Source organism: Desulfatiferula olefinivorans, from assembly GCF_054657895.1.
This window is the reverse complement of sequence record NZ_BAAHXV010000002.1, coordinates 322,721-344,761: the sequence shown is the minus strand read 5'-3', so window position 1 is coordinate 344,761 and position 22,041 is coordinate 322,721. Positions and strand designations below refer to the sequence as shown.

At 58.0% G+C, this 22,041-nt stretch carries 17 protein-coding genes; 6 read left to right on the top strand and 11 right to left on the bottom strand.

Going from position 1 to position 22,041, the window contains the following annotated elements:
• Positions 1-10: 10 nt before the first annotated feature.
• The 7 genes from ACYQ11_RS03135 to ACYQ11_RS03105 all read right to left on the bottom strand — a co-directional run bounded on the left by ACYQ11_RS03135 (position 11) and on the right by ACYQ11_RS03105 (position 8,143).
• On the bottom strand, positions 11-1,246 hold the full coding sequence (locus ACYQ11_RS03135) for an OmpP1/FadL family transporter (RefSeq protein ID WP_459922282.1): 1,236 nt from the start codon (positions 1,244-1,246) through the stop codon (positions 11-13).
• Positions 1,227-2,054, bottom strand: a complete 828-nt coding sequence (locus ACYQ11_RS03130; protein WP_459922281.1) for a M48 family metalloprotease — start codon at positions 2,052-2,054, stop codon at positions 1,227-1,229. Before ACYQ11_RS03130 ends, ACYQ11_RS03135 begins: the two co-directional genes overlap by 20 nt.
• On the bottom strand, positions 2,038-2,544 hold the full coding sequence (locus ACYQ11_RS03125) for an SH3 domain-containing protein (RefSeq protein WP_459922280.1): 507 nt from the start codon (positions 2,542-2,544) through the stop codon (positions 2,038-2,040). The genes ACYQ11_RS03130 and ACYQ11_RS03125 overlap by 17 nt, the downstream gene beginning before the upstream one ends.
• A gap of 13 nt (positions 2,545-2,557) precedes the next feature.
• Complete coding sequence (locus ACYQ11_RS03120; protein ID WP_459922279.1) at positions 2,558-4,756, bottom strand: CHASE2 domain-containing protein; 2,199 nt, start codon at positions 4,754-4,756, stop codon at positions 2,558-2,560.
• A gap of 565 nt (positions 4,757-5,321) precedes the next feature.
• On the bottom strand, positions 5,322-6,029 hold the full coding sequence (locus ACYQ11_RS03115; protein ID WP_459922278.1) for a class I SAM-dependent methyltransferase: 708 nt from the start codon (positions 6,027-6,029) through the stop codon (positions 5,322-5,324).
• Positions 6,010-7,257, bottom strand: coding sequence for a glycosyltransferase family 4 protein (locus ACYQ11_RS03110; protein ID WP_459922277.1), 1,248 nt, complete (start codon positions 7,255-7,257; stop codon positions 6,010-6,012). Before ACYQ11_RS03110 ends, ACYQ11_RS03115 begins: the two co-directional genes overlap by 20 nt.
• Before the next feature lie 496 nt (positions 7,258-7,753).
• The gene (locus ACYQ11_RS03105; RefSeq protein ID WP_459922276.1) at positions 7,754-8,143 is read right to left on the bottom strand and encodes a YkgJ family cysteine cluster protein; all 390 of its coding nucleotides are present in this window, start codon (positions 8,141-8,143) and stop codon (positions 7,754-7,756) included.
• 298 nt (positions 8,144-8,441) lie between these two features.
• Here ACYQ11_RS03105 and ACYQ11_RS03100 point away from each other — a divergent pair, with 298 nt between their 5' ends.
• The 4 genes from ACYQ11_RS03100 to ACYQ11_RS03085 are packed head-to-tail and all read left to right on the top strand — an operon-like array spanning position 8,442 to position 12,369.
• Complete coding sequence (locus tag ACYQ11_RS03100) at positions 8,442-9,095, top strand: lactate utilization protein (protein ID WP_459922275.1); 654 nt, start codon at positions 8,442-8,444, stop codon at positions 9,093-9,095.
• Between the two features lie 56 nt (positions 9,096-9,151).
• On the top strand, positions 9,152-9,895 hold the full coding sequence (locus ACYQ11_RS03095; protein ID WP_459922274.1) for a histone deacetylase family protein: 744 nt from the start codon (positions 9,152-9,154) through the stop codon (positions 9,893-9,895).
• 19 nt (positions 9,896-9,914) lie between these two features.
• Complete coding sequence (locus ACYQ11_RS03090; protein WP_459922273.1) at positions 9,915-10,829, top strand: DUF362 domain-containing protein; 915 nt, start codon at positions 9,915-9,917, stop codon at positions 10,827-10,829.
• 1 nt (position 10,830) lies between these two features.
• On the top strand, positions 10,831-12,369 hold the full coding sequence (locus tag ACYQ11_RS03085) for a 4Fe-4S binding protein (protein ID WP_459922272.1): 1,539 nt from the start codon (positions 10,831-10,833) through the stop codon (positions 12,367-12,369).
• On the opposite strand, the gene ACYQ11_RS03080 is transcribed toward ACYQ11_RS03085, so the two are convergent.
• Both ACYQ11_RS03080 and ACYQ11_RS03075 read right to left on the bottom strand, forming a co-directional pair.
• A complete protein-coding gene (locus ACYQ11_RS03080) occupies positions 12,345-14,972 on the bottom strand; it encodes a PEP/pyruvate-binding domain-containing protein (protein WP_459922271.1) in 2,628 nt (875 codons plus the stop codon). The two genes, ACYQ11_RS03085 and ACYQ11_RS03080, sit on opposite strands and share 25 nt — an antisense overlap.
• A gap of 58 nt (positions 14,973-15,030) precedes the next feature.
• Complete coding sequence (locus ACYQ11_RS03075; protein WP_459922270.1) at positions 15,031-15,435, bottom strand: hypothetical protein; 405 nt, start codon at positions 15,433-15,435, stop codon at positions 15,031-15,033.
• 231 nt (positions 15,436-15,666) lie between these two features.
• Here ACYQ11_RS03075 and prxU point away from each other — a divergent pair, with 231 nt between their 5' ends.
• Positions 15,667-16,389: a thioredoxin-dependent peroxiredoxin gene (prxU, locus tag ACYQ11_RS03070; protein WP_459922269.1), complete on the top strand. Its 723-nt coding sequence runs from the start codon at positions 15,667-15,669 to the stop codon at positions 16,387-16,389.
• A 225-nt stretch (positions 16,390-16,614) separates the two neighbouring features.
• A complete protein-coding gene (locus ACYQ11_RS03065; RefSeq protein ID WP_459922268.1) occupies positions 16,615-18,618 on the top strand; it encodes a hybrid sensor histidine kinase/response regulator in 2,004 nt (667 codons plus the stop codon).
• On the opposite strand, the gene ACYQ11_RS03060 is transcribed toward ACYQ11_RS03065, so the two are convergent.
• Positions 18,615-19,724 (bottom strand): radical SAM/SPASM domain-containing protein, encoded by a 1,110-nt coding sequence (locus tag ACYQ11_RS03060; protein ID WP_459922267.1) that lies wholly within the window; start codon positions 19,722-19,724, stop codon positions 18,615-18,617. The genes ACYQ11_RS03065 and ACYQ11_RS03060 overlap by 4 nt on opposite strands.
• Positions 19,725-19,767: 43 nt before the next feature.
• Entirely contained in the window at positions 19,768-21,957 is a 2,190-nt protein-coding gene (locus ACYQ11_RS03055; RefSeq protein WP_459922266.1) for an acetate--CoA ligase family protein, read from the bottom strand.
• Between the last annotated feature and the right edge of the window lie 84 nt (positions 21,958-22,041).

Sequence of the window (22,041 nt, the reverse complement as noted above, 5' to 3'; positions counted from 1 at the left end):
GCACAGCGGATCAGTAGCTGAACGAGGTGGAAATGTGAACCGTCAGTTGAGAATAGTCCACATCGTAAATCTGGGTGCTTGCGGCGTTGACCTGGGCGTCTCCGCTGCCGAAACTCCAGTCCAATCCCAGGGAGACACTCGTTTTTCCGGAAAACAGGGTCCCGGAGAGGGTGACGCCGTAGAGATCGACCTGATCCACCTGGCTGACGGCCGCGGTGGAGAGGTCCGGTGCGTTGGACAGATCCGTGTAGACGCCCGCCCGGACAGCGAAAAAGTCCGTTGGATAGTATTCCGTGGCCAGGGCCGCGTTGAGCACGTATTTTTTTTCTTCGATATCGGGATAATACTTGAGATCCATCGAAAAAAGGAGGCTGGGCGAATAAAACCAGGCCAGTCCCAGGGCCGTGCTCAGGGGAAATTTGGTTTCGTCTGAATAGCTCGCTTTGGCGAGCAGGATATCGGCAGGATCATCGGGATAATCGTTCTGGATTTCCTGGACATCCCGGTCGCTGTCAAACACCCAGAGCTTGGACACGGAAAGGCCCACCGATACGTTGTCGACGGGATCCCAGATCAGGCCGAGCATGGGTTTTACCCCCTGGTCGGTGCGGGTGGTGTGCAGATTGGTGATGGCCTCGGATCCGTCTGCGAACATGGCGAACTGGTTGTAGATCAGCTCGCTGTCCCGGTAATAGTAATACAGGGTCGCCCCTACGGACAGGGCATCGTTTATCCGGTACGAATAAGTCGGACCGAACAGGTAGGCCTTGTCGTGTTTGTTGATGTTGATGGTCAGGGTGTTGATGGTCTGGACCCCCGCGATATTGGAAAAGGTCTGCTTCTGACGCATCTGGGCCGAATCGGGCACGGCGTAGGAAAATCCGAGCATGCCGGGACCGAACTCCTGGACGATGCCGAAATAGTTGGGCAGAAGGCTGAAGGATTCCTGCTCCCAGTCCAAGCCGGCCCCGGAAAGGGTGGTCAGCACGTTCTTGTACACCCTTTTGGCGGTGTTGACGGCGTTTACGCTGGCGGAAAATTTGTTGGCCGGAGCGAAGGCGATGCCGGCCGGGTTGTAATAGCAGCCCGATGAATCATCGGAGACGGCGGTGTAGGCCCCGGCCATACCCGAGGCCCGGTCCCCCACATTGCTGTTGATGTAATGGCTTTCGTCGGCACGGGCATCGGCGGCGACGATCAGGATGAACATGAACGCGAGGATCGATTTAGGGGTGAACATAGTCATGAAAGCGCCTCCTGACTTTGGCTTGGCTCAGTTTATCCAGACCGTTTTCCTTGAGGGTCCGGGCCATGGATGACAGACGGACATTGAGTTGGGGGTGCTTGCCGGTGTACGAGGCGTCCGGCTTTTCGAATCCCTTGCAGGATTTGAGGAATACCCCGAGCTGGCGGGCGTCGTACCCGGCAAGGGACGCGATCTGCATGCCCACGCGGTCGGCCTCCATTTCTTCCTTGATAGTGTATCCCGTTTCGAACAGAACGGCCGAGGCTTCATCGAGGGTTTTTTCAAGCAGGGTCCGGACCGCCGCCGTGCTGCTGCCGATGGCGCCGGAAAGGGCCGAGAACGCCGACGTTTCATCACCCTTGATGTTCAGGCGCCGCACCACATGACGCTGGGTCACGTGGGCGATTTCGTGGCCCAGCACACAGGCCAGCTGGGCCTCGTTGTCCATGCGTTTCACGGCTCCCAGGGTGACGAAAATGTACCCTCCCGGCGTGGCGAAGGCGTTGATTTCATCGCTGTCAAGGATGATGAACCTGAACTCCAGATCCGAGCGACCGGAATGGACGACAAGGCCCGTGCCGATCAGGTTCACGTAGCGGATCAGGGCAGGGTCATCGACGGCTTTGTAGTTGCCCAGAATCCGGGCCGCCAGATCCCGTCCGAACAGGATTTCCGCCTCGAGATCGGCGATGTCGGGCGAGGTTTCCTCAAGACTTGAAATGCGGGTCCGGGCGGACTCCGACGCCTGGAGAGATCCCGGGGCTGAGATCAGAACCATCAGAAGCGCAAGGCTAAGGGCGGCTTTCATCGGCGACTCCTTTCCGAATGAAGGCCAGGGCTTCTTCTTCGGGGATCTCAATGGCTTCGAAGAAGGCGAGGCTGTCATAATCCGACTGGTAGAGGGCGGCGAAATGCTCCCGCTTTTCCCGGAGCCCCCGGGCGGCCGCCGTGGCGGTGTACGAGGAGGGCCTCCGTCTGGATTTGCCCGAGATGGACTCGATTTTGGAAAAAAACGACCGGAGACGTGAATAAACCTTTTCCCTGGCGCCGGCCGGACGGGTGTTCAGCAGAAAACCGTACACGAAACCCTGGCCGCTGCCGTAGTCAATCTCCGCCCATGACCCCTTGTTGCCCAGGATCTCGACCCGGTCACCGCCGCTCAGGCGTCCCACGGTGGGCGACCCCATGGAGGGCCGTTCATGAACATCGGCACGGGCGCTGTGGACATAAGCCGTCTCGGCCCGGGCCGGCGCAGGAAAACACAGCGCGGCAAGCATTAGAATGACCAACCCTTTCATCAGAGAAACCCTCCTATTTGCTGGTATGGACAAAACACCCCGACCAGTCCGGACCGGGCGGTGTCTCGCGAAACTCGATGCAGCGCTGCGAAAACATCCGGATCAGCTGATCCTCCGGATCGGTTTCGAGCAGCGATTCGTAGATCTGCAGGGCCTCGTCGAATCGCCGGCTCCGATAAAGCTCAAAGGCCCGGTCGGTCGTTTCGGCCACCTGACGGGTCCAGGGATCGATATCCTCGTATCGTCCCAGGACCTGATAGATGAACAGGGGCTCGTCCTTGCCTTTGACTTTGACGTAATCGGCGATGCGGCAGCAGATCCGGTCCTTGACATGCGCGTGGCAGGTCTGGGAAATCAGAATGTCCGAGAAGTAGGTCTTGGTCAGGCCCTCCAGTCGTGAGGTCAGATTGACCCCGTCGCCGATGACGGTGTAGTCCAGCTTCTTCCGGGAACCGATGTTGCCCAGAATCACATGGTCCGTGTGGATGCCGATGCCGATTTTCAGCTCGGGCAGGCCCTTTTCCTCGTTGTGGCGGTTGAGTGTCGAGAGGGCCCGGATCATCTCGATGGCCGAGGCCACGGCTTTGTAGGGGTGGTCGTCGAAGCGGACCGGCGCTCCCCAGAAGGCCACGATGGCGTCGCCGATGAATTTGTCCAGGGTGCCGCTGTGCTCGAAGATGATGTCGACCATGGCCGACAGGTAGGCGTTCAGAACCTCCACCACCTTTTCCACCGGATGCTTTTCGGAAATGGTTGTGAAACCCCGGATGTCGGAAAAAAACACGGTCAGGTACTCTTTGCTGCCCACCTCGGCCCGGAGATACTCGTCCTTGCTGTTTTCAAGCACCTGGGTCAGCATGGCCGGCGACACGTACTGTCCGAGAATGTTACGGACTTTGCGCTTTTCCTTGCCTTCGGTGAAACTGATGTAGGTGAACGAGAGAAAGTAAGCCAGAAAAAGAAAGATAAGCGGAACGGCTCCGTGGATGACGATATTGAACCGATACAGAATGACGGCGGCAGAAAGGTAGATCAGGGCAAGGCCCATGGGCAGGTAAATCTGGAGATGGATTTTCCGCATGAACAAAACAAGGAACACGCAGACAAACAGAAGGGGAACGAGAAAAAGGGCGTTTGAAAGGGTCCCGGTGAAGATCAGGAAATCCCGTGCGAGGATGTTTCCGCAGATGGAGGCATGAAGGAATACGCCGGGGATCTCGCTGCCGATGGGCGTGTTTTTCAGGTCGTGGGTGGCGGCGGCGCTGGCGCCAACGTAGACGATTTTTCCTGCGAATTCTTCCGGGGAGACCATCAGCCCGTCCGTGATGCCCTGGTCGAGTTTCATCATGCTTTCGATGACCCCGCTGTAGGAAAAGCTGTTGTAACGGCCGTACATGTTGACCACGTATTCCAGCTCGTCGGTCAGGGGAATCCGGTCGGGCTCCCGGTCGGACCAGAGAATCAGGGCCTGGGTTTCGTCGATGACAACGGATTCGAACCCTTTTTTCCGGAGAATGGGGGAAAGGGCATGGGTGGGGAAGAGGTGCCCCTGGTAATCGAACAGAAGCTGTTCGCTGCGATGAATGCCGTCGGGATCCGAGGCGAAGGTCACCACCCCGAGACCGGCCGACGCCGTGAGAAGTTCCTCGAAAGGAAGGTAGACCACGTTGTTTTCCTGCATCGGCGTCATGGTCGTTGCCTTCAGGGCAAACCGGTCGATCACCGAGTCGGGAAGGGGGATGTCAAGGAGGTCCTTGTTGATTTCGTCGGGATAATCATGGGTGATTTCCATGGCGTGGATCACGTTGCCCGCCGCCAGCGTGGCCTGGGCCAGGGCCTGGTCGTTGGGGTCCAACTCACCGTCCCGGGTCCGGTCATCGATCTGGTTTTCGAAAAACATGATATCCATGACGACGGTTTCGGCGCCGCAGCGGGCCAGGTGGCTGATCAGCTCCGCGTGGATATAACGGGGCCAGGGCCAGCGACCGGCGATCTCGTTCATGGCCTGGAGCGACGAATCGTCAATTAAAATCAGAACGATGTCTTCGGGAAGGGTCGTGTCCATGCGGCAGAGCCGGGTGCGCACATCGAGGGTTTTTCTTTCAAGGGTATCAAACAGACCGGAAAGATCGGCGAGAACGGCCAGGAGACTGAGGGCGGCCGCCATGATCAGGGCGTGGAGTCGTTTTTTTTTCTGTATGTGGGTGGCCATGAATCCTGAAAAATAATCTCGTTGTCCAGGTGATGGGCAAAGAACAGCATGCCCATATCGTCTACCGTGTTCCGCCCCGTAGGATGGGCAAAGCGCAGCGTGCCCATCATGACTGTGACGTGAACGGCATTGACGCGTGTCCCGGTTGCGATCAACGGCTCAAGGAATCTCACCGCAGCCCGGACCATGAGGTCGCAGACCACAAGAATGTCGTAAAAATCGCGACGGCGATCGGATTGACGATGTTCGGAGGCGGGACGACCGACGCCTCACACAAAAAATTCTGTCTGGTTAAAAAGATGCGTCAACTATAGCATACAGGGTTCAATGCTGTCGATTCATTTTTGACGGCTTCGAAAAAAGTCCTCGGGACTCGCAGGCCGTGATCTCGAACGTTGACGGCTTCGTAAAAAGTCCGATATCTGCGTTACGCGTCAGCCCTCGTCACTGCGGCGTACCCTAAGTACGCCTCATTCCTTGGGCTTCGCAAGCCTTGATCTCGAACATTTTACGAAGCCGTCCAAAAACTTACTTTTTACGAGATCATCAACGTTTTACAACGCCGTCATTTTTTGAAGTAGAGCACCAGGCTTTTGCCCAGGACCGGGTTGAGCAGTTTGTCCAGGAACCGGGTGATAAAGGGTTTTTGCAGGATGTCCCAGGTGAGGAACCGCTTGTACAGGTTTACGGCCGGTGAGTCTTCACGGGTGGGCCCCACAAAGCATTTCAGCCACCAGTAGGGGGAGTGGAGGCTGTGGGCGTGGTGGCCCGTCAGATAGACGGCCCCTTTGTTTTCGATCAGCCGGACCAGTTCCTTTTTTTTGTAGATGCGGATGTGGCCCTGGTTGGCGTTGAAGTATTCGTCGGACAGCATCCAGCAGATCTTCTCGGGCCAGAACCGGGGGACGCTGACCACCAGATTGCAACCGGGCTTCAGGACCCGGAGGAGTTCTTCGGCGGCTTTTTCCTGGTCGGGAATGTGCTCCATCACTTCGGAGCAGATCACCAGATCGAAGGTGCTGTCCGCGAAGGGGAGGGTGGTGATGTCGGCCGTGGTGAACGACCAGGTGCCGCCGCAGTGGGCGCCCAGGCTGTCGTGGTACTCGAGGCGCTTGACGCCCTGGCGGAGATCGTCGAGGTTCAGGTCCGCGCCGACGGCGTTGACCTTTTTGTAGGAATACAGGGCGCTGACATGGCGGCCGGGACCGCAGCCGATATCGAGGATGGTGAACCCGGGTTCGATGGTGATCTTGTTAAAGTTGACGGTAATCACGAATGGTCTCCCTGTATGCTTCCACGGTTTTTTCGGCCGCGTTTTTCCATGTGAATTGTTCCATGACCCGCCGGTATCCGGCCTTGCCCAGTGCTTCGGCGCGTTTGGGGTCGTTGAGAAGGTCCATGATGGCCCCGGCCAGAGCGCCGGGGTCTTTGGGGGGAACCAGCACCGCCGCGTCGCCGGCCACCTCGGGCAGGGCGCCGCCGGTGGTGCTGATGACGGGAATGCCGCTGGCCATGGCCTCGCCCACGGGGAGGCCGAACCCTTCATAGACCGACGGAACGATGGCGATGGAGGCCCGGGCATACTGACGGACAAAATCTTCGTCGCTGATCCGTCCGGTGAAATCGATCAGGTGGCCGATGCCCAGTTTGTCGATCAGTTTCACCACGCCGCCGTCTTTTTTCGGGGTTCCGATGACCGTCAGACGGATCGGCCGTTTTTTCGCGATTTCATGGACGGCCTGAAGCAGATAGTACAGCCCCTTGAGCGGCATGTCGGCGCTGTTGGTGACGATGATCCGGTCCTTTTCACGGCGGATTTCGGGCATGGGGTAGAAGATGCCCGTGTTGATGCCGTTGGGTACCACGCTGAACCGGTCTTCGGGTATTTTGAACTCGCGGACGATGTCGGCTTTGGAAAAATCCGACACGGTGATGATCCGGGGCAGCCGTCGGGCCACCCGGACCTGCATGCCGATAAACGAGTACCAGCGCAGGTGCTTGGCTTTCTTGACAAAGGAGCGAACGCTTTTCACGGCGATTCTCCGGTCCACGGTGATGGGGTGGTGAATGGTGGCCACCGTGGGTTTTTTCCGGCTCAGGGCCCAGACGCCGTAGGACAGGCTCTGGTTGTCATGGATGATGTCGAAATCGTCCAGGCGGTTTTTCAGGAAGTTGAAGGCCCGAAGTCCGAAGGTGAAGGGCTCGGGATAGCCCATGGTGCTGACGCTCAGCCATTCGAGAAGGTTGATGGGATTCTTGAATTCATCGAGGGTCGGAACCCGGAACATGTTTTCCGGATCGTAGAGGTTAAGGCAGTTGAGCATGGACAGTCTGACATCCGGGTCCAAGAGCGGGTCCGGCGGACCGGCCACCACCTCCACCTGGTGCCCCAGATCGGTGAGCGCCCGGCTCAGGTTGCGGACATATACGCCCTGGCCGCCGCAGTGGGGATTGCTCCGGTAGCTGATCATACATATTTTCAAAGGTTTTTCATTGTCCATGCTCGTTTGTCCTGACATGACATGTTCCGTGTCAACCGGATTGGGAAACAACGCCCGCACCGTCCCCGCGTACACATGCGCCCCCCCTGTACGATCACACCGCTTTCGACCATCTGTCCGGGGAAAAGGGAATCCTTCTAATACATTTGATTTGACGTGCAGGTCAAGGGATTTATAGTCCAGGGCAATCGCATGTATGGTCTTTAAAACGCATGGGCCTCTTCATGCGGGACGGAGCATGCCGCTCGCCTTTACGGCCGCGAGCACGAGCATGTTCACGATGCCGGAAGGCAACAGGTGAACGCAACCGTCAGAGGTTCAACCGGCGTGGGACGAGACGGTCGAGTCGGTCTCGGCCTGCCGTGCCCGTGCTCGTTACCGTGAACATGCACGTGAACGAATGCGACATGCGGTTGGTCTGGTCCCAATACCCCGTCCGTTTGTGGCGGGGGAGAGTCTTCAGATGGTTCCGAGGGCCTGATATCCGACCGACTGATCAGGCGGCCCGGGGAAGATGTCCGGGGTCGTTGCCCGGATCATTGAACGAGTCGGGCGTCAGGGGTTCGAGGCCCCAGGCGATACGGGCCTTGTCACACCGTTCGTTCCACATGCCGTTGATCCAGGATGCGTCGAAATCACGGCAGACGGAAGATCGCCGGTCGTAAATGTCGCAATAGACATGGATCCCGATGTCGCCCTGAAGGCAGATGCAGCGTGACATCTTCCGGGTGGTTCCGATCATCACCCGGCGGAAGGGACCCAGGGGCTCGGTTTTGTCGGCGGGAACGGTTCCGAAAGGCGCGTCGTCGGCTTCGGACCAGTAAAAGGAGGCTCTGTAAAACGCACAGCAGGCACCACAACTCAGACACGGATTAAGGCGGCTCACGATGACACCCTTATGAAAAAGTTGATTGCGCGAAACACACATGACCTGTTGCCATTAATGCGGCGGGAAATATAGTCTTTCCGGTAAATTTTTCAAGCAAAATCATTCGGGCGGCAGCGAATTTTTAAAACGGCGTTCATTATCGCGGTTCGGAAACGGATCGTGCTTGAAAATATTGATTCAACAGCGTATAGGTTTGAAGACATCCACCGTGAGATCACTGTGATTTCTTTCTTGTCAACCACCGAAGGCGAACCGGACAGGCAAGATGCCGTAAACGACATCAAGGAGCTTATTTATGGACAACCCCATGGAACACTACTGGAAAAAACGCCTGGAGCATGTCAAGGAGCAGTTTGAGCGGAATAATTTTGACGTGCATATCGCCGATGACCGCCATCAGGCCCGGACCCTTGTGCTTGAAACGATTTTGCCCAAACTCGGGGCGAGAAGCATGTCCTGGGGCGGGTCGGCCACCTTTGTCCAGACCGGCCTCTACGACGCCCTGAAAGCGGCCTGGGACGTGGAGGTCATCGATACCTACGATAAAAGCTTCCCCCCGGAAGAGGCCCTGGAACGGCGTCGCCGGTCCCTTCTGACCGATGTGTATTTCACCGGAACCAATGCCGTCACCGAAGAGGGGGAACTGGTCAATCTGGATATGATCGGCAACCGGGTCGCGGCCATCACTTTCGGTCCCCGGCATGTGATTCTTCTGGTGGGTCGCAATAAAATCGTCACGGACCGGGAAGACGCCATGTTTCGCGTCAAAAATTACGCCGCACCGGTCAACGCCATGCGGCTCGACAAGAAGACCCCCTGCGCCCAGACCTCGTTTTGTCAGGACTGCAAAAGTCCGGACAGGATCTGCAACACCTGGGCGATCACGGAAAAATGCTTTCCCAAGGGCCGGATCACCCTGGTGCTGATCAACGAGGATCTGGGATTCTGATTCCCGGTCGAGTGTGTCGCAACGTTTCATATGGTCCATCTGCGAGAGGAGGTTCCATGAAGGTTGTGTTCCATGAAGATTTCTACGATGTCTACGTGTCCGACCCCGCCGCCGAGGCCGGGCGGATGGAAGCCATCGTGTCCGCCATCGGGGACAAAGCCGATTTTGTCACCCCCGACACGGCCGAACTATCCGATATCCTGAGGGCCCATGGCGAAGCTCATGTGGAGGAGGTGCGAAAATACGGCCTTTATCCCATCGCCGCCCTGGCCGCCGGTGCGGCGGTCCGGACGGCTGAGATCGCCCTTTCGGAGCCCTGCTTCGGCCTGATCCGTCCGCCCGGTCATCACGCCTCGGCCGATTCATGCTGGGGTTTCTGCTATTTCAACAACATGGCCGTTGCCCTGCTGTCGCTTCATCATCGGAAGAAAATCCGAAGCGCCTTTGTGCTCGATTTCGACATGCACTACGGGGACGGTACGGTCAACATCCTTGAAAAACATCCCTTTGTCTGCGTCTACAATCCGGACAGCCGGTTTCGGGAACGGTACATGAAGGAGGTCCGGGAAAGGCTGGACCGCGTGTCCGTGGACATGATCGGGATTTCGGCCGGGTTCGACAACCATGCCGAGGATTGGGGCGGCGTGCTCAGCACCGAAGACTATTTCGACATGGGGGAGATGGTGAAAAAAGCGGCCGGACGGTGTGGCGGACATTACTTTGCTTTGCTTGAAGGCGGCTACAACCATAAGGTCATCGGCAGGAACGCCCGCGCCCTCATCGAGGGTATGGGCGCCTAACCTCGAAAAGGAGATCGCCGTGAATCGACGTGAATTTATCAAGAAAAGCGTGGCCGCAGGCCTTGTGACCGGGTCGGCCCTGATGGCCCCGACATCGTTGTTGTTCGCCGAAGAGAAAAAGACCGTTCCGGCGGACCTGATCGCCGTCAAAGGCGGAGAGCCGTCCGTCATGTTTGACCGGGCCATGGCCGAGCTGGGAGGCATGGGGGCGTTTGTTCCGAAAAACAGCACCGTGGTGGTCAAACCCAACATCGGCTGGGACGCGGAACCAAAGCGGGCCGCCAACACCCACCCCGCTCTGGTTCGTCAGATCATCCGGCACTGCCTTTCCGCCGGGGCCAAAACGGTTCACGTGTTTGACAATACCTGCGATATCTGGACCCGGACCTACAAAAACAGCGGCATCGAACAGGCGGTCAAGGATGCCGGAGGGATCATGGTGCCTGCCAACGCCGAACGCTATTTTCATGAGGTCGCCGTGGACCGGGGCAAACGCCTTGTTCGGACCAAGGTCCATGAACAGATCATGGACGCCGACGTGTTCATCAACGTGCCGGTTCTCAAACACCATTCCAGCACACGGCTGACCATCGGCATGAAAAACCACATGGGCATCATCTGGGACAGGGGCTATTGGCATCGAAACGACCTCAATCAGTGCATTGCCGACTTTTCCACGTTCAAGAAGGCGGATCTCACCGTGGTCGACGCCTACAATGTTCTGATGAAACACGGCCCCCGGGGCGTGTCGGAGAAGGACGTGGTCAACATGAAGGCCCTTCTCGTTTCCCGAGATCCGGTTCTGGCCGATGCCGCCGCCGCCATGATGTTCGGCATGGAACCCTCGGACGTGGCCTATATTCCTCTTGCCGCCGCCATGGGGGTGGGCAGCATGGACCTTTCGACTGCCGCCATCCGGCGGATCAAAGTATAACATGGGCCGGCCCCATCTGAAAAAGCTTCGCGTGGTACTGTCTCTGGTGGTTTTGGTTCTGACCGCCGTTCTTTTTCTGGATTTTTACGGCGTCATTCCGGCCGATGTGATTAAGGCCATTGTGTTTTTTCAATGCCTGCCCGCTTTGATGAAATGTCTGGCCCAGGGCGGCGCGGCGTTTCTTTCCCTCCTTTCGGTCCTGGCCCTGACTTTTCTGGCCGGCCGCGTCTATTGCTCTTTTCTCTGCCCCTTAGGCGCCTTCATGGATCTTGTGATCCGTTTCGCACCGGGAAAAAAGCGGTTCGCATGGGCTCCGGGGCTTCCGTTTCTGCGATACGGCCTGCTCGCGCTGACGGTTTTGGTGTCGGTGTCGGGAAGCCTTGTTTTGGTCAATCTGCTCGACCCGTTCAGCTTTTTCGGTCGCACGATGGCCACGATCGCACGTCCCCCGGCAGCCGCCGTGAACAACCTTCTTGCACGGGTGTTTGAACGGTTCGATTCCTATGCCCTGGTGACGGTGGATCTGCCGCCGGTTGGGGTGACGGTGCTGGGCGTGACCCTGGCCTGTCTGGGTCTGGTGGTCGCTTTGGCTCTGAAACGGGGGCGTCTCTACTGCAATACGATTTGTCCGGTGGGCGCCGTTCTGGGGCTGGTGTCACGGGTTTCGCTGTTCAGGGTCCGCATCGACGCAGACGATTGCGTGTCCTGCGGCCGTTGCGAACGGGTCTGCAAGGCGTCCTGCATCGATGTGGGACGTGGTCATGTGGATGTGAGTCGCTGTGTGGCCTGTTATTCCTGTCTGGCGGTCTGCCCGGAAAACTGCATCGCCGTGTCGGCGAAACCCAGGGCTTTCCGGCCCGTCAACCCTCAGCGGCGTGCCCTGATGGCCCTGATGGGGCTCGCCGTTTTGGGTTTTCCCGGAAAACTTTTCGCCCAGGTCGTCCGTCCGCCGGTCTATGTGAAAAACACCATACCGGTCAGGCGCCGCCACCCGATCACGCCGCCGGGCTCGCGGAGCATCGGCGATTTCACCTCGGCCTGCACGGCTTGTTATCTGTGCGTCAGCCGTTGCCCGGGCAAGGTGCTTCAGCCGGGCCTGGCCCCTTACGGCACCCAGGGGCTGTTGATGCCTCACATGGACAACGCAAAGGGCTTTTGCAACGCCACCTGCAAAACCTGCGGCGAGGTGTGTCCCACCGGCGCGATATTGCCGCTGACGCTTGAGAGCAAACAGTCGATTCAGATCGGCGTGGTTCATCTGATTCTGGATAACTGCATCGTCATTACCCAGAAAACCGAATGCGGCGCCTGCTCAGAACATTGCCCCACCAAGGCGGTGTTCATGGTCATTGAAAACGGCCTCGGCGTTCCGACGATCAACCCGTCTGTCTGCATCGGCTGCGGCGCCTGTGAATATGCCTGCCCCTCCATGCCTCACAAATCCATCTATGTGGACGGCCATCCCGTCCACAAACCCGCTGAAAGGCCTCGGACCGACCCCGTCGCCCCCCCGGATCACGCCGGAGATTTTCCGTTCTGATCCCCGTTGTTTTTTTCGGCCAGGTAGCAGATCACGGTCTGGTTTTCCACGTCCGAGTGGATTTTCAGGCCCTCGCGGCGTGTGTCGGCGGCATGGATCACATGCTCGAGGGAGCCGCTTTCCGGCGCAAGGGTCGTAAGAAGATTGGGCAGGGACCGTATCCAGTCCAGATCGCAGATCACGCCGGAGGATTCGGGATAGACGGCAAGATACACGATGCCGGTTTCCACGAGGTCGTGAAAAAAATGGGTGCCGAAGGACAAATCGGGAACCAGGCTGCCGGTGTGATGGCTTATTTCAGCGATGGCCGCCACCCGGTTGATTTCGGAGAAGGTGACCGGAATGCCCATGGCGGGCGTGTGGGTGCCCCATCGTCCCGGACCCATCAACAGGGTGGGTGTTTTCTCGGCGTCGTCGATGGCCCTGTTGAGCTTGCCGACCAGACGGGCCACGGCGTATTTGTCCTGGACGGACAGGTCCAGGTAGGTGTCGGGGTTCACCAGGATGATTCGGGCAATGTCTTTGGCGAGGGTGCCGCCCATGGCGTTGCCTTCAATGCTCAGAATAACCCGGGCGATGTTTGTCGGCGTAACGGACGGGCCGCCCTCGGCGGGCCCCATGGTTTTGAGGGGACGGCATTGAAGCAGGTTGATGTGGAAGGCGTCGTTTGAGGTGTCGAAATTCAGCGTGAACTCGATTTCAACAGGATTGTCGTAGGCCTGCTCGAGGGAGGTCAGCATGGATTTCATGATGTCCACAAAGGGGGTTTCGGTCAGGAAGGGATCGAAGGTCAGGATGCGGTAGTCCCCGGCGGGACGGCCCATGTCCCGCATGGCCTCGATGGCCTCGTGATCCCGGATGCTCAGCCGGTCCATGCAGCTCGGGACGTGCCGTTCAAGCAGGGACGACAGCGGAACGGTTTCGAGCCGGTTCTGCTCCAGGTTCAGAAGGTCCACGTGATGCTGGGAGTATTTGCGGATGTCTTTCACGCCGAGAAGGGGCTTGGCCAGGGGCGCGTCCAGGGCAACGATTCGGGGATAATCGTTGGCGACCCGGTTGACGGCCCGGGTGCCCAGGCCGTGGACCAGACGGACCATGCCTTCCTTGGGGTTCATGGTCTGTTTCCACATGAAGGGGTTTCGGGACAGGGCCACCCCGGCCAGGTCCGGATAAAAGTTCGACTCACGGTAGGCGCCGGAGACCCGCATGACCAGAAGGGCCATCTGTTCGTCCGTCTGGTCGAGGCCCCGCTGCCGCCGATAGGAAAGGGCGTCTTCCCCCATGGTGCAGGCAAAGATCCGGAGTACGGCTTTTTCGAAGAACTCATAGCGTTTTTTGGGGTCGTCCTGGTTGACGCAGAAATAGCTGTCGTATTTTCCGGCAAAGGCGCTGCCGAAGGCGTCTTCGAGGAGGCTGCTCGATCGGACGATGATCGGTGACTGGCCGAAGTATTCGAGCATCAGCTTGAATCGCTCGACAATCTCTTCGGGAAAGACGCCGTTTTCCATTTTTTCCTTGAGTTCTAAGGCCTTGGGGAAATACCCCTGCTGTGTTTTGTGCTCCATGAAGGTCTGCCACCAGCCGTTGCGGACCATGTAGGAATAAAAGACGTCTGATCCGATGTAGAACGAATCGTGATGCTCGAGGATTCCCGGCCAATCCCGGGCGCGATCCTTTTCAAGAATTTTTCGGGCCAGCAGCATGCCCAGGGACTTCCCGCCGATGAACCCCGTTCCGATCAGCCGGTCTTTGATTGCAAGCAGATCGCCCAGGGTGAAATGTCTGCGGATCATCGCCAGCAGCCGCTTGTCCCGGGTCAGCATCAGACGGCTGAGCTGCTGGACCATGTCTTTCTGTTCCTCCTCGGGAGCCCGGGATTCCATGAGGTTACGGGCTTCCATGAACAGCCGGTCCCAGTAATCCAGATGACGCTGGGCGCCGGTGGCGTCATGGCGCGAAAGGTGGGAAAACAGCCGGGTGGCGTCCACGCTGTTGATGACCGGGATCAGCTGGTCTTTCTCTTTGACGTGGGGGAAAAACATGGTGGTCGAGTACCGGTGCAGCGCCTTGATCGGATGGATGCACATGGTGCCCTTGGCGCTGTGGATGTCGATCAGCACCTGGGTGGTCTCCCGGATCCTTGCAATGGACTTGAAGGAATGGTTGTTCCGGAAGATGGCAAAATAGGCGATGGTGTTCAGCTGAAAGAGGTAGGGGCAGGTGATCCGGAAGAAATCGCCGATCATCAGGTCCGTGGCCCAGATGTGGAGCAGGTCGGACAGCGAATCGAACACGTAGAGGGTGTCCCTTCCCTCCTCGGTGATGATCCGGTGGACCGCGCTTGAAAAAGATTCAAAGCTGTTTTCGGATTTCAGGGTGTGGATGGTGAGACCGGCCCTCTCTTCGAGCAGGGGCATGTGCCTGCCGAAGCGGAGATAGATGACCCGTTCATTTCGAGAAAGTGCGCTGTTCACGAAGGGCAGCACCACACGCTGGTAATCGTCGATGCAGTCGACCTGCCAGACCACGTTGTCGCCGCGCCTCAGGTCGTCGATAATGGCGTCCAGGCTGTCCCAGCCTGTGGTCACTCGGTTGGCATACATGGTAAAACGGCTCCTTGAGGATGTCTGGGGGTTCTTGCCGATCAAATACGATGTGTTTTCAATTTCCGGACGAGGATGACGAGTAATCCCGGTATCCTGTCGCCTGGGGCAGCAGAGGGTTGCAGTCCTTGATGTATACCCGCCCCTGGAGGAGGTTGCCTTTGGAGTATTCGCTGAAAATGCAGGTGTTGGTTTTCGGATCGTAGGTTTCGATCCACATGTTGTCCTCTTTCCATGTCACGCCCAGATGATACTGGCCCTCGGGGGTTTTGATGGTCATGGCTCCGCCGTATCGTTTGACGAAGATCTGCTGGAAATGAAAGGCATATGCGCTCCAGCCCGCCACAAGGATGATCAAAGCGATGGAAAGGGCCGTTTTCCAGTAACCGGCCTTGAACCCTGCGCCGAAAAGAACCAGAGCGGTGACGATGATGACGGCAAACCAGTAGGCATAGGTGATCATGGATATTTCCTTTATGAGTGTGGGTTGGTGTGATCGGTCATGCCGTTAACCATAAAGCATCGGCCCGGTTTTGTGAATGTTAAAATACCTGTTTTTACGTATTTCAATTTTGAATCCGCTGGTGTAGAATCATTGTCATTTCCCATAGCCTGTCCCGCTATGATCGTTTTCAACAGCGTCGTTTCTGTTCGGTTTTTCAGAAAATCATGACACTTTTAACCAGGAGGGCCTATGACGGAAGAATTGAATCCCGGCTGTGCCCGCCCCACGGGCGGTCCGGTCGGCGAAGAAGAGCAGGTTGAACAGGCATCCGAACCCACGGTCGAAAAAAAGGAGGCACGGCAGATGATTCAGGTAGGAAAGAAAGCGCCCAATTTCAGCGCTCCAGGCTATCAGAACGGAAAATTCATCAATGTCACCCTGTCCGATTACATTGGCAAATGGGTCGTCCTCTGCTTTTACCCCGGTGATTTCACCTTCGTCTGAGCGACGGAAATTTCAGCAGTTGCTGAAGAATACCCCGAGTATGTCAAACTGGGCGTTGAAGTTCTGTCCATGAGTATCGACAGCATGTTTGTCCACAAGATGTGGAACGACCACGAGCTGTCCAAAATGGTCGAGGGCGGCGTGCCCTTTCCCATGCTGTCCGACGGCGGAGGCCGGGTGGGCAAAATCTATAATGTCTACGATGAAGATTCGGGCGTGGAAACGCGCGGACGGTTTATCATCGATCCCGACGGCATCATCCAGGGTTACGAAGTGCTGACCCCGCCGGTGGGCCGGAACATCAAAGAGACCATGCGTCAAATCCAGGCCTTCCAGCTGGTCCGCGAAACCAAGGGTTCCCAGGCGACGCCGTCGGGCTGGACGCCGGGCAAGAAAACCCTGACACCGGGCCCCGGTCTGGTGGGCAATGTCTGGAAAGAATGGAAAACGAGTATGGCCTTTGACTGATTGAATGACTGAGTGTCTGTGTATTCAGGGGGAACGGCTCTTGTCCGTTTCCCCTTTTTTTTGGGGGTGAATCGTTGGGCCATAGGATTGCCCTGTAGAAAACCGATGTTGACATTCCTGCCTCCCGAGGGGTATGGATAGGCACCAGTTCATGGGTTCAAGGCTGACGTAAGGGGCGTCATCCGGTGTGTTTCAGAGACAGGGGGATTGGCATTCGTGAGAGACATGAACAAAACATCCGACGAGCCCGGAGATCTATCCGGGATGAGCGCGGATGAGCTGCGTTCGTACTGCAGGCGGCTTGAAGAAGAAAAACGTTATTTGACAAAGAATCTGGACCTCTACCGCATCATGCTCAACAACACGGGGACGTCCATCCTTTTGATCGAAGACGACATGACCATCAGCATGGCCAATGACCGGTTTCTCCGTATTATGGGGCTGACGCCCGACACCATAAGCCGTCTGAAATGGACGGATCTGATTCCTCCCGCCGAACGTGAACGCATGGTCGCCCTGCATCACCTGCGTCGGAAGAACGAAGCGGACGCGCTCAAAAGTTACGAATTCCAGTATGTGTCGAAGGACGGAACACCCGGGTATGCCATGATCAACATCATGATGGTGCCGGGGACATCCAAGAGCGTGGCGTCGATCATGGATATCACGGCCCGTAAGGAAGCGGAGCGGCGGCTCCGGACCAGCGAAGAGAAATTCCGCATCCTGGCCGAATCCAGCCCCTTTGCCATTCTGATGCATCAGGGAGACAACTGGATCTATGCCAACCGGGCCGCTTGTGAGGTTACCGGGTATAGCGAAAACGAACTTCTTTCCCTGCGCTATTGGGACATCGTCCATCCGGTCGATCAGGAGCTGATCCGGCAGACCGGGAAAAAACGCCAGCGCGGAGAAACCGTGCCGGATGATTACGAATTCAGGGTTCTGACCAAAACCGGAGAACAGAAGTGGGTCAGCCTGACCGGCAAGCGGATCGAGTACGAGGAAAAGCCCACGGCCCTGGTCGCGGTGATCGATATCACCGAACGAAAGAATCATGAGGCCGAAAGGCAAAAGCTCGAAGGTCAGCTTCAACAGGCCCAGAAGATGGAATCGGTGGGGCGACTGGCCGGGGGCGTGGCCCATGACTTCAACAACATGCTCAGCGTGATCCTGGGCCATGTGGAGTTGGGCCTTGGCAAAATTAAGCCCGCCGATCCGGTTGACCGTCACCTGAGGGAAATCGGCAGGGCCGCCGAACGTTCCGCCGACCTGACGCGCCAGCTTCTGGCCTTTGCCCGGAAACAGACCGTCTCCCCCCAAATTCTGGATCTGAACGAGACGGTGGCCGGCATGCTCAGCATGCTCGAGCGCCTGATCGGTGAAGATATCGATCTGGTCTGGAATCCCGGCACGGATTTATGGGCCGTCCGGATGGATCCCTCCCAGATCGATCAGATTCTCGCCAATTTGTGCATCAACGCCAGGGATGCCATTTCCGGCGTGGGGAAAATGACCATCGAAGCTGAAAATGTCACCATCGGTGAGGATTATGCCGCGGCACACGCGGGATTCATCACCGGTGATTTTGTCCGGATCGCGGTCAGCGACGACGGGTGCGGCATCGAAAAAGACCATCTCCCGCTGATTTTCGAACCTTTTTTCACGACCAAGGAAATTCATCAGGGAACCGGACTGGGTCTCGCCACGGTGTACGGCGCGGTCAAGCAGAACCATGGTTTTATCAACGCCTACAGTGAACCGGGCCAGGGCACGACCATCACCATCTACCTTCCCCGTCACAAAGGAAAAAACGAGACGGCGGCCAAGCGAACCGGGGCTCCGTCCATGGCCCACGGCAAGGAGACCATCCTTCTGGTGGAAGACGAACCGTCGATCCTTGAGGTGACGGCCCTTCTTCTGGAGTCCCAGGGCTACACGGTTCTTGCCGCCGCCACCCCAGGCGAGGCGATCCGGATCGCCCGGGAGCATCAGGGCGATATCGAACTTGTTCTGACGGACGTGGTAATGCCCGAAATGAACGGAAGGGATCTTGCTCGGAATCTCATGAGCGTGTATCCCGGGATTAAACGCCTGTTCATGTCCGGCTACACTGCCAATGTCATTGCCCATCAGGGTGTTCTCGACGAGGGTGTTCATTTCATCCAGAAACCTTTTTCCGCCCATGAGCTGGCCGCCAGGGTCAGGGACGCCCTGGACGGAGACGCTTAAATCCCATAGAGATAATGACAGATCCGGCAGCCTTCAGGCGCGGGGGGCATGGCGTCGATGGACGCCTGCCGGGCGGCCTTGAGTTTCGGAAGGGATGGCTCGGACAGATCCACGCTCAGAAAACCCGCTTCGCTTGCCGAAACCCGCTCTTCAAACCGGGTGCGGTAAAACGTGCAATCCGGTGAATGCCAAATCTGGTCCAGAGACTGATCGGGCAGCGTGCCGAAATGCACCGTGGGCATGATGACGTCCCGGCCCATGAAGGTCGTGGGGCCGCCGACGGCCAATCCGATGCAGGGCGATACCTGGCCGTTGTAGCGGATGAACAGGGAACGCCTGGGATCCTGGGCGCAGACCGGCAGCTCCTCCGGGACCAGAGAAAAATGGGTCACGCGGACTCCGCGCTTTTTCCCCTGTCTGACGGCCCGGGAAAGATCATGTTCAAGATCGCGAACCGCCCGGGTCTTTTGCCGATCAAACTGTCCAAGCCCTTTGCCGTGCTCTCCCCGGATCACGTCACAATGCTTGAAATTGACCTGATCGACGCCGAGATCCGCGGCCAGGTCGACCATGGCCGTCAGCTGCCGGCGATTCATCGGCAGAATGACCACATTGATCAGGGTGATCACCTTATCCGGATCACGTGTCCGGCAGAAACGGGAGAGGTTGGCACAAACCGTTTCGAAACGGGCGCCCACCCGGATGCGTTCGTAAACCGCCTGATCCGCTCCGTCGATGGAGACCCCGAGCCAGTTCACGCCGGCGTCGATGAGGGCGTCCGTCATCCGTTCATCGAGCAGGGTGCCGTTGGTCAACAGTCCGGTGACGCATCCGGCCTCATGGGACTGCCTGATCCGCTCGGCCAGACGGGGGTGAAGCAGGGGTTCGCCGCCGCCGGAAAGATCGACGGTAGTAACGTTGGCGAGGTGGGGGACGACGGCATCCCAGACCGCCTGGGACATCAGGCCCTTTTTGCCCAGACCGGCCCGGTCCGAGATCCAGGGGCACATGATGCAGGACAGGTTGCAGGTATAGGCGCTTTCAACCTGAAAAAGGGACCATAACCGTTTTTGTTCGGACGCGTCGGTTTCGTCGAAAGAACGCATGGATCCCTCCTTGGTGTCGGGAAGACGGGGTGTGCGTGCCCCGTCAGGCGTCGGAGGCGCGCTGTTCCGATTCCGTAAAAGCGGCGTCCTCCGGGGTCAGGATGATTCGGGCATCCACGATGGAGAGGCCCTTTTCATGGACGATCACCGGGTTGAGATCCATTTCGAGAATCCGGGGGTAGGCCTCGATCATTTCAGAAACCAGAAGCAAAAGCCGGTGAACGGCCCGTTTGTCTCCGGGGGGCCGTCCCCGGAGGCCGTTGAGCAGCGGTGACTTGATTTCTCCGACCATCTTTTTCGCTGAAAAATGGGAAATGGGCAGAACCCGGAACACCACATCCTTGACGAGTTCGACAAAGATTCCCCCCATGCCGAACATGATCACCGGGCCGAACTGATCGTCGATTTTTGTGCCGATGATCACCTCCACGCCCTCGTCCGCCATGGGTGCCATGATCACCCCGCGGATGTCGGCGTCGGGATGGTGTTTCCGGGCGTTGTCCATGATCTCCCGAAAGGCCTCTCGGACGGCGGCCTCGCTGTTCAGGTTCAGCCGGACGCCCCCGGCGTCGCTTTTGTGCATGATGTCTGGCGATACGATTTTCATTGCCATGGGCACGGAAAGGGTCCGATGCAGCGCCGCAGCGTCGTCTTCGGTGGTGACCAGCCGGTCTTCGGTCAGGGGGATGTTGTGGGTCCGGGCGTGGAGGTTGATGATCCGTTTGACTTCGTGCTCGAAAAGCAGACGGCGACCTTCACGCCGTGCGCCGTCGATGATTTTCCGTGCCTCGGGCCTGGATTTGGCGTTCCAGTTGAGGACGAAATTGGTTTTGGCGTGGTGGGACTGAAGATAGCCTCCGTATTCGGCCAGAACCCCCATGCACTTGGTGGCCACTTCCAGTGAATCGTAAACCGGAATCGCGTAATACCTTAAAAGATGGTGGGAATGGGGCCGGGCCGAGGCGAACAGGCTGTGGACGATGATTGGTTTGTTGCGTTTTTTGATCAGCTTGCCCATGCGATGGGCGGCGTCTTCCTCCTTGAGGGACAGACTTTCCTCGAACCGGATGCCGTAGCCCCCGAACAGGCCGACAATCAGAAGGCCGCCCACGGCCGGGTCCTTGAGGATCACATCGACGCAGTCCGCGAAGATGGTTGGGTCGGCATCGGTTCCTCCGGCCACGTCCACCGGATTGTGCACGGCGGCGGCCGGGGGGAGAAGGGCCCGGAGCCGGGCCTGGGTCTTGGGGTCCAGTTCGGGAATCGACATGCCCAGATCGGTCAGAAGATCCGCCGCGATGGTGGCGTGGCCGCCTCCGTCCGCCAGAATGGCCACGGCGTTGTTCTTGATCGGCGGCAGGCTGGACAGGGTTTCCGCCGCAGGGAATAATTTGTCCGAATCCTCGATCACCACGATGCCCGCCCGGCCGAAGGCGGTGCGGGATACTTCGGAAATACCCGCCAGGGCGCCGGTGTGCGATCCGGCGGCCTTCCGGCCGGTGTCGGTGCGTCCGCTTTTCAGTAAGATGATGGGTTTGATCAGGGTGGTCAGATGGGCCTGCTGGAGAAATTTACGGCCGTCGCGCATGCCTTCGACGTACATGAGAATGGCCCGGGTGTCCGGATCGTTTCTCAAAAATTCCAGGTATTCATGGAACCGGACGTCGGCTTCGTTCCCCACGCCGATGTAGTAGGAAAAGCCTTTGAGGCTTTTCACCCTGGCTTCGGTGATCAAAGCCAGTGCCATGTTGCCGCTCTGGCTGATCAGGGCGATGTCCCCTTTGGGGGCGTTTTTCAGGCCCACCAGATTCAGGTTGTTTTTGAAATTGATCATGCCCGAGGTGTTGGGGCCGATGAATCGGACGCCCGCTTCTCTGGCCGCCGCCGCCAGGGAGTCTTCCAGCTGCCGGCCCGTCTGACCGGTTTCCCGGAATCCCCCGGCGATGATCACCGCGCCCCGGATGCCCTTTGCACCGCAGGCTGTCAGAATGCCGGGAATGGTCGACGCCGGAGTGACGATCAGGGCCGTGTCCACAGGTTCGGGAATGGCGGCGATATCGGGATAGCATTTCAGGCCAAGGATCGAGGTCTCTTTCGGGTTTACGGGAAAGATGGAGCCCTCGAACTTTTCGTCAAGAAGGGTTTTGATCGCCTGGAAGCCCCGTTTGGTCTTGTCCCGGGACGCTCCGATGACGGCGACGGATTCGGCATTGAGCAGGGGGGTAAGTGTCATGGCTGACCTTTCATTGTGATATCCATCGTGGTCTTAATCCTGTAAACCAATCCCCGATAAAAATCAACGGTCGATCGGATTGCG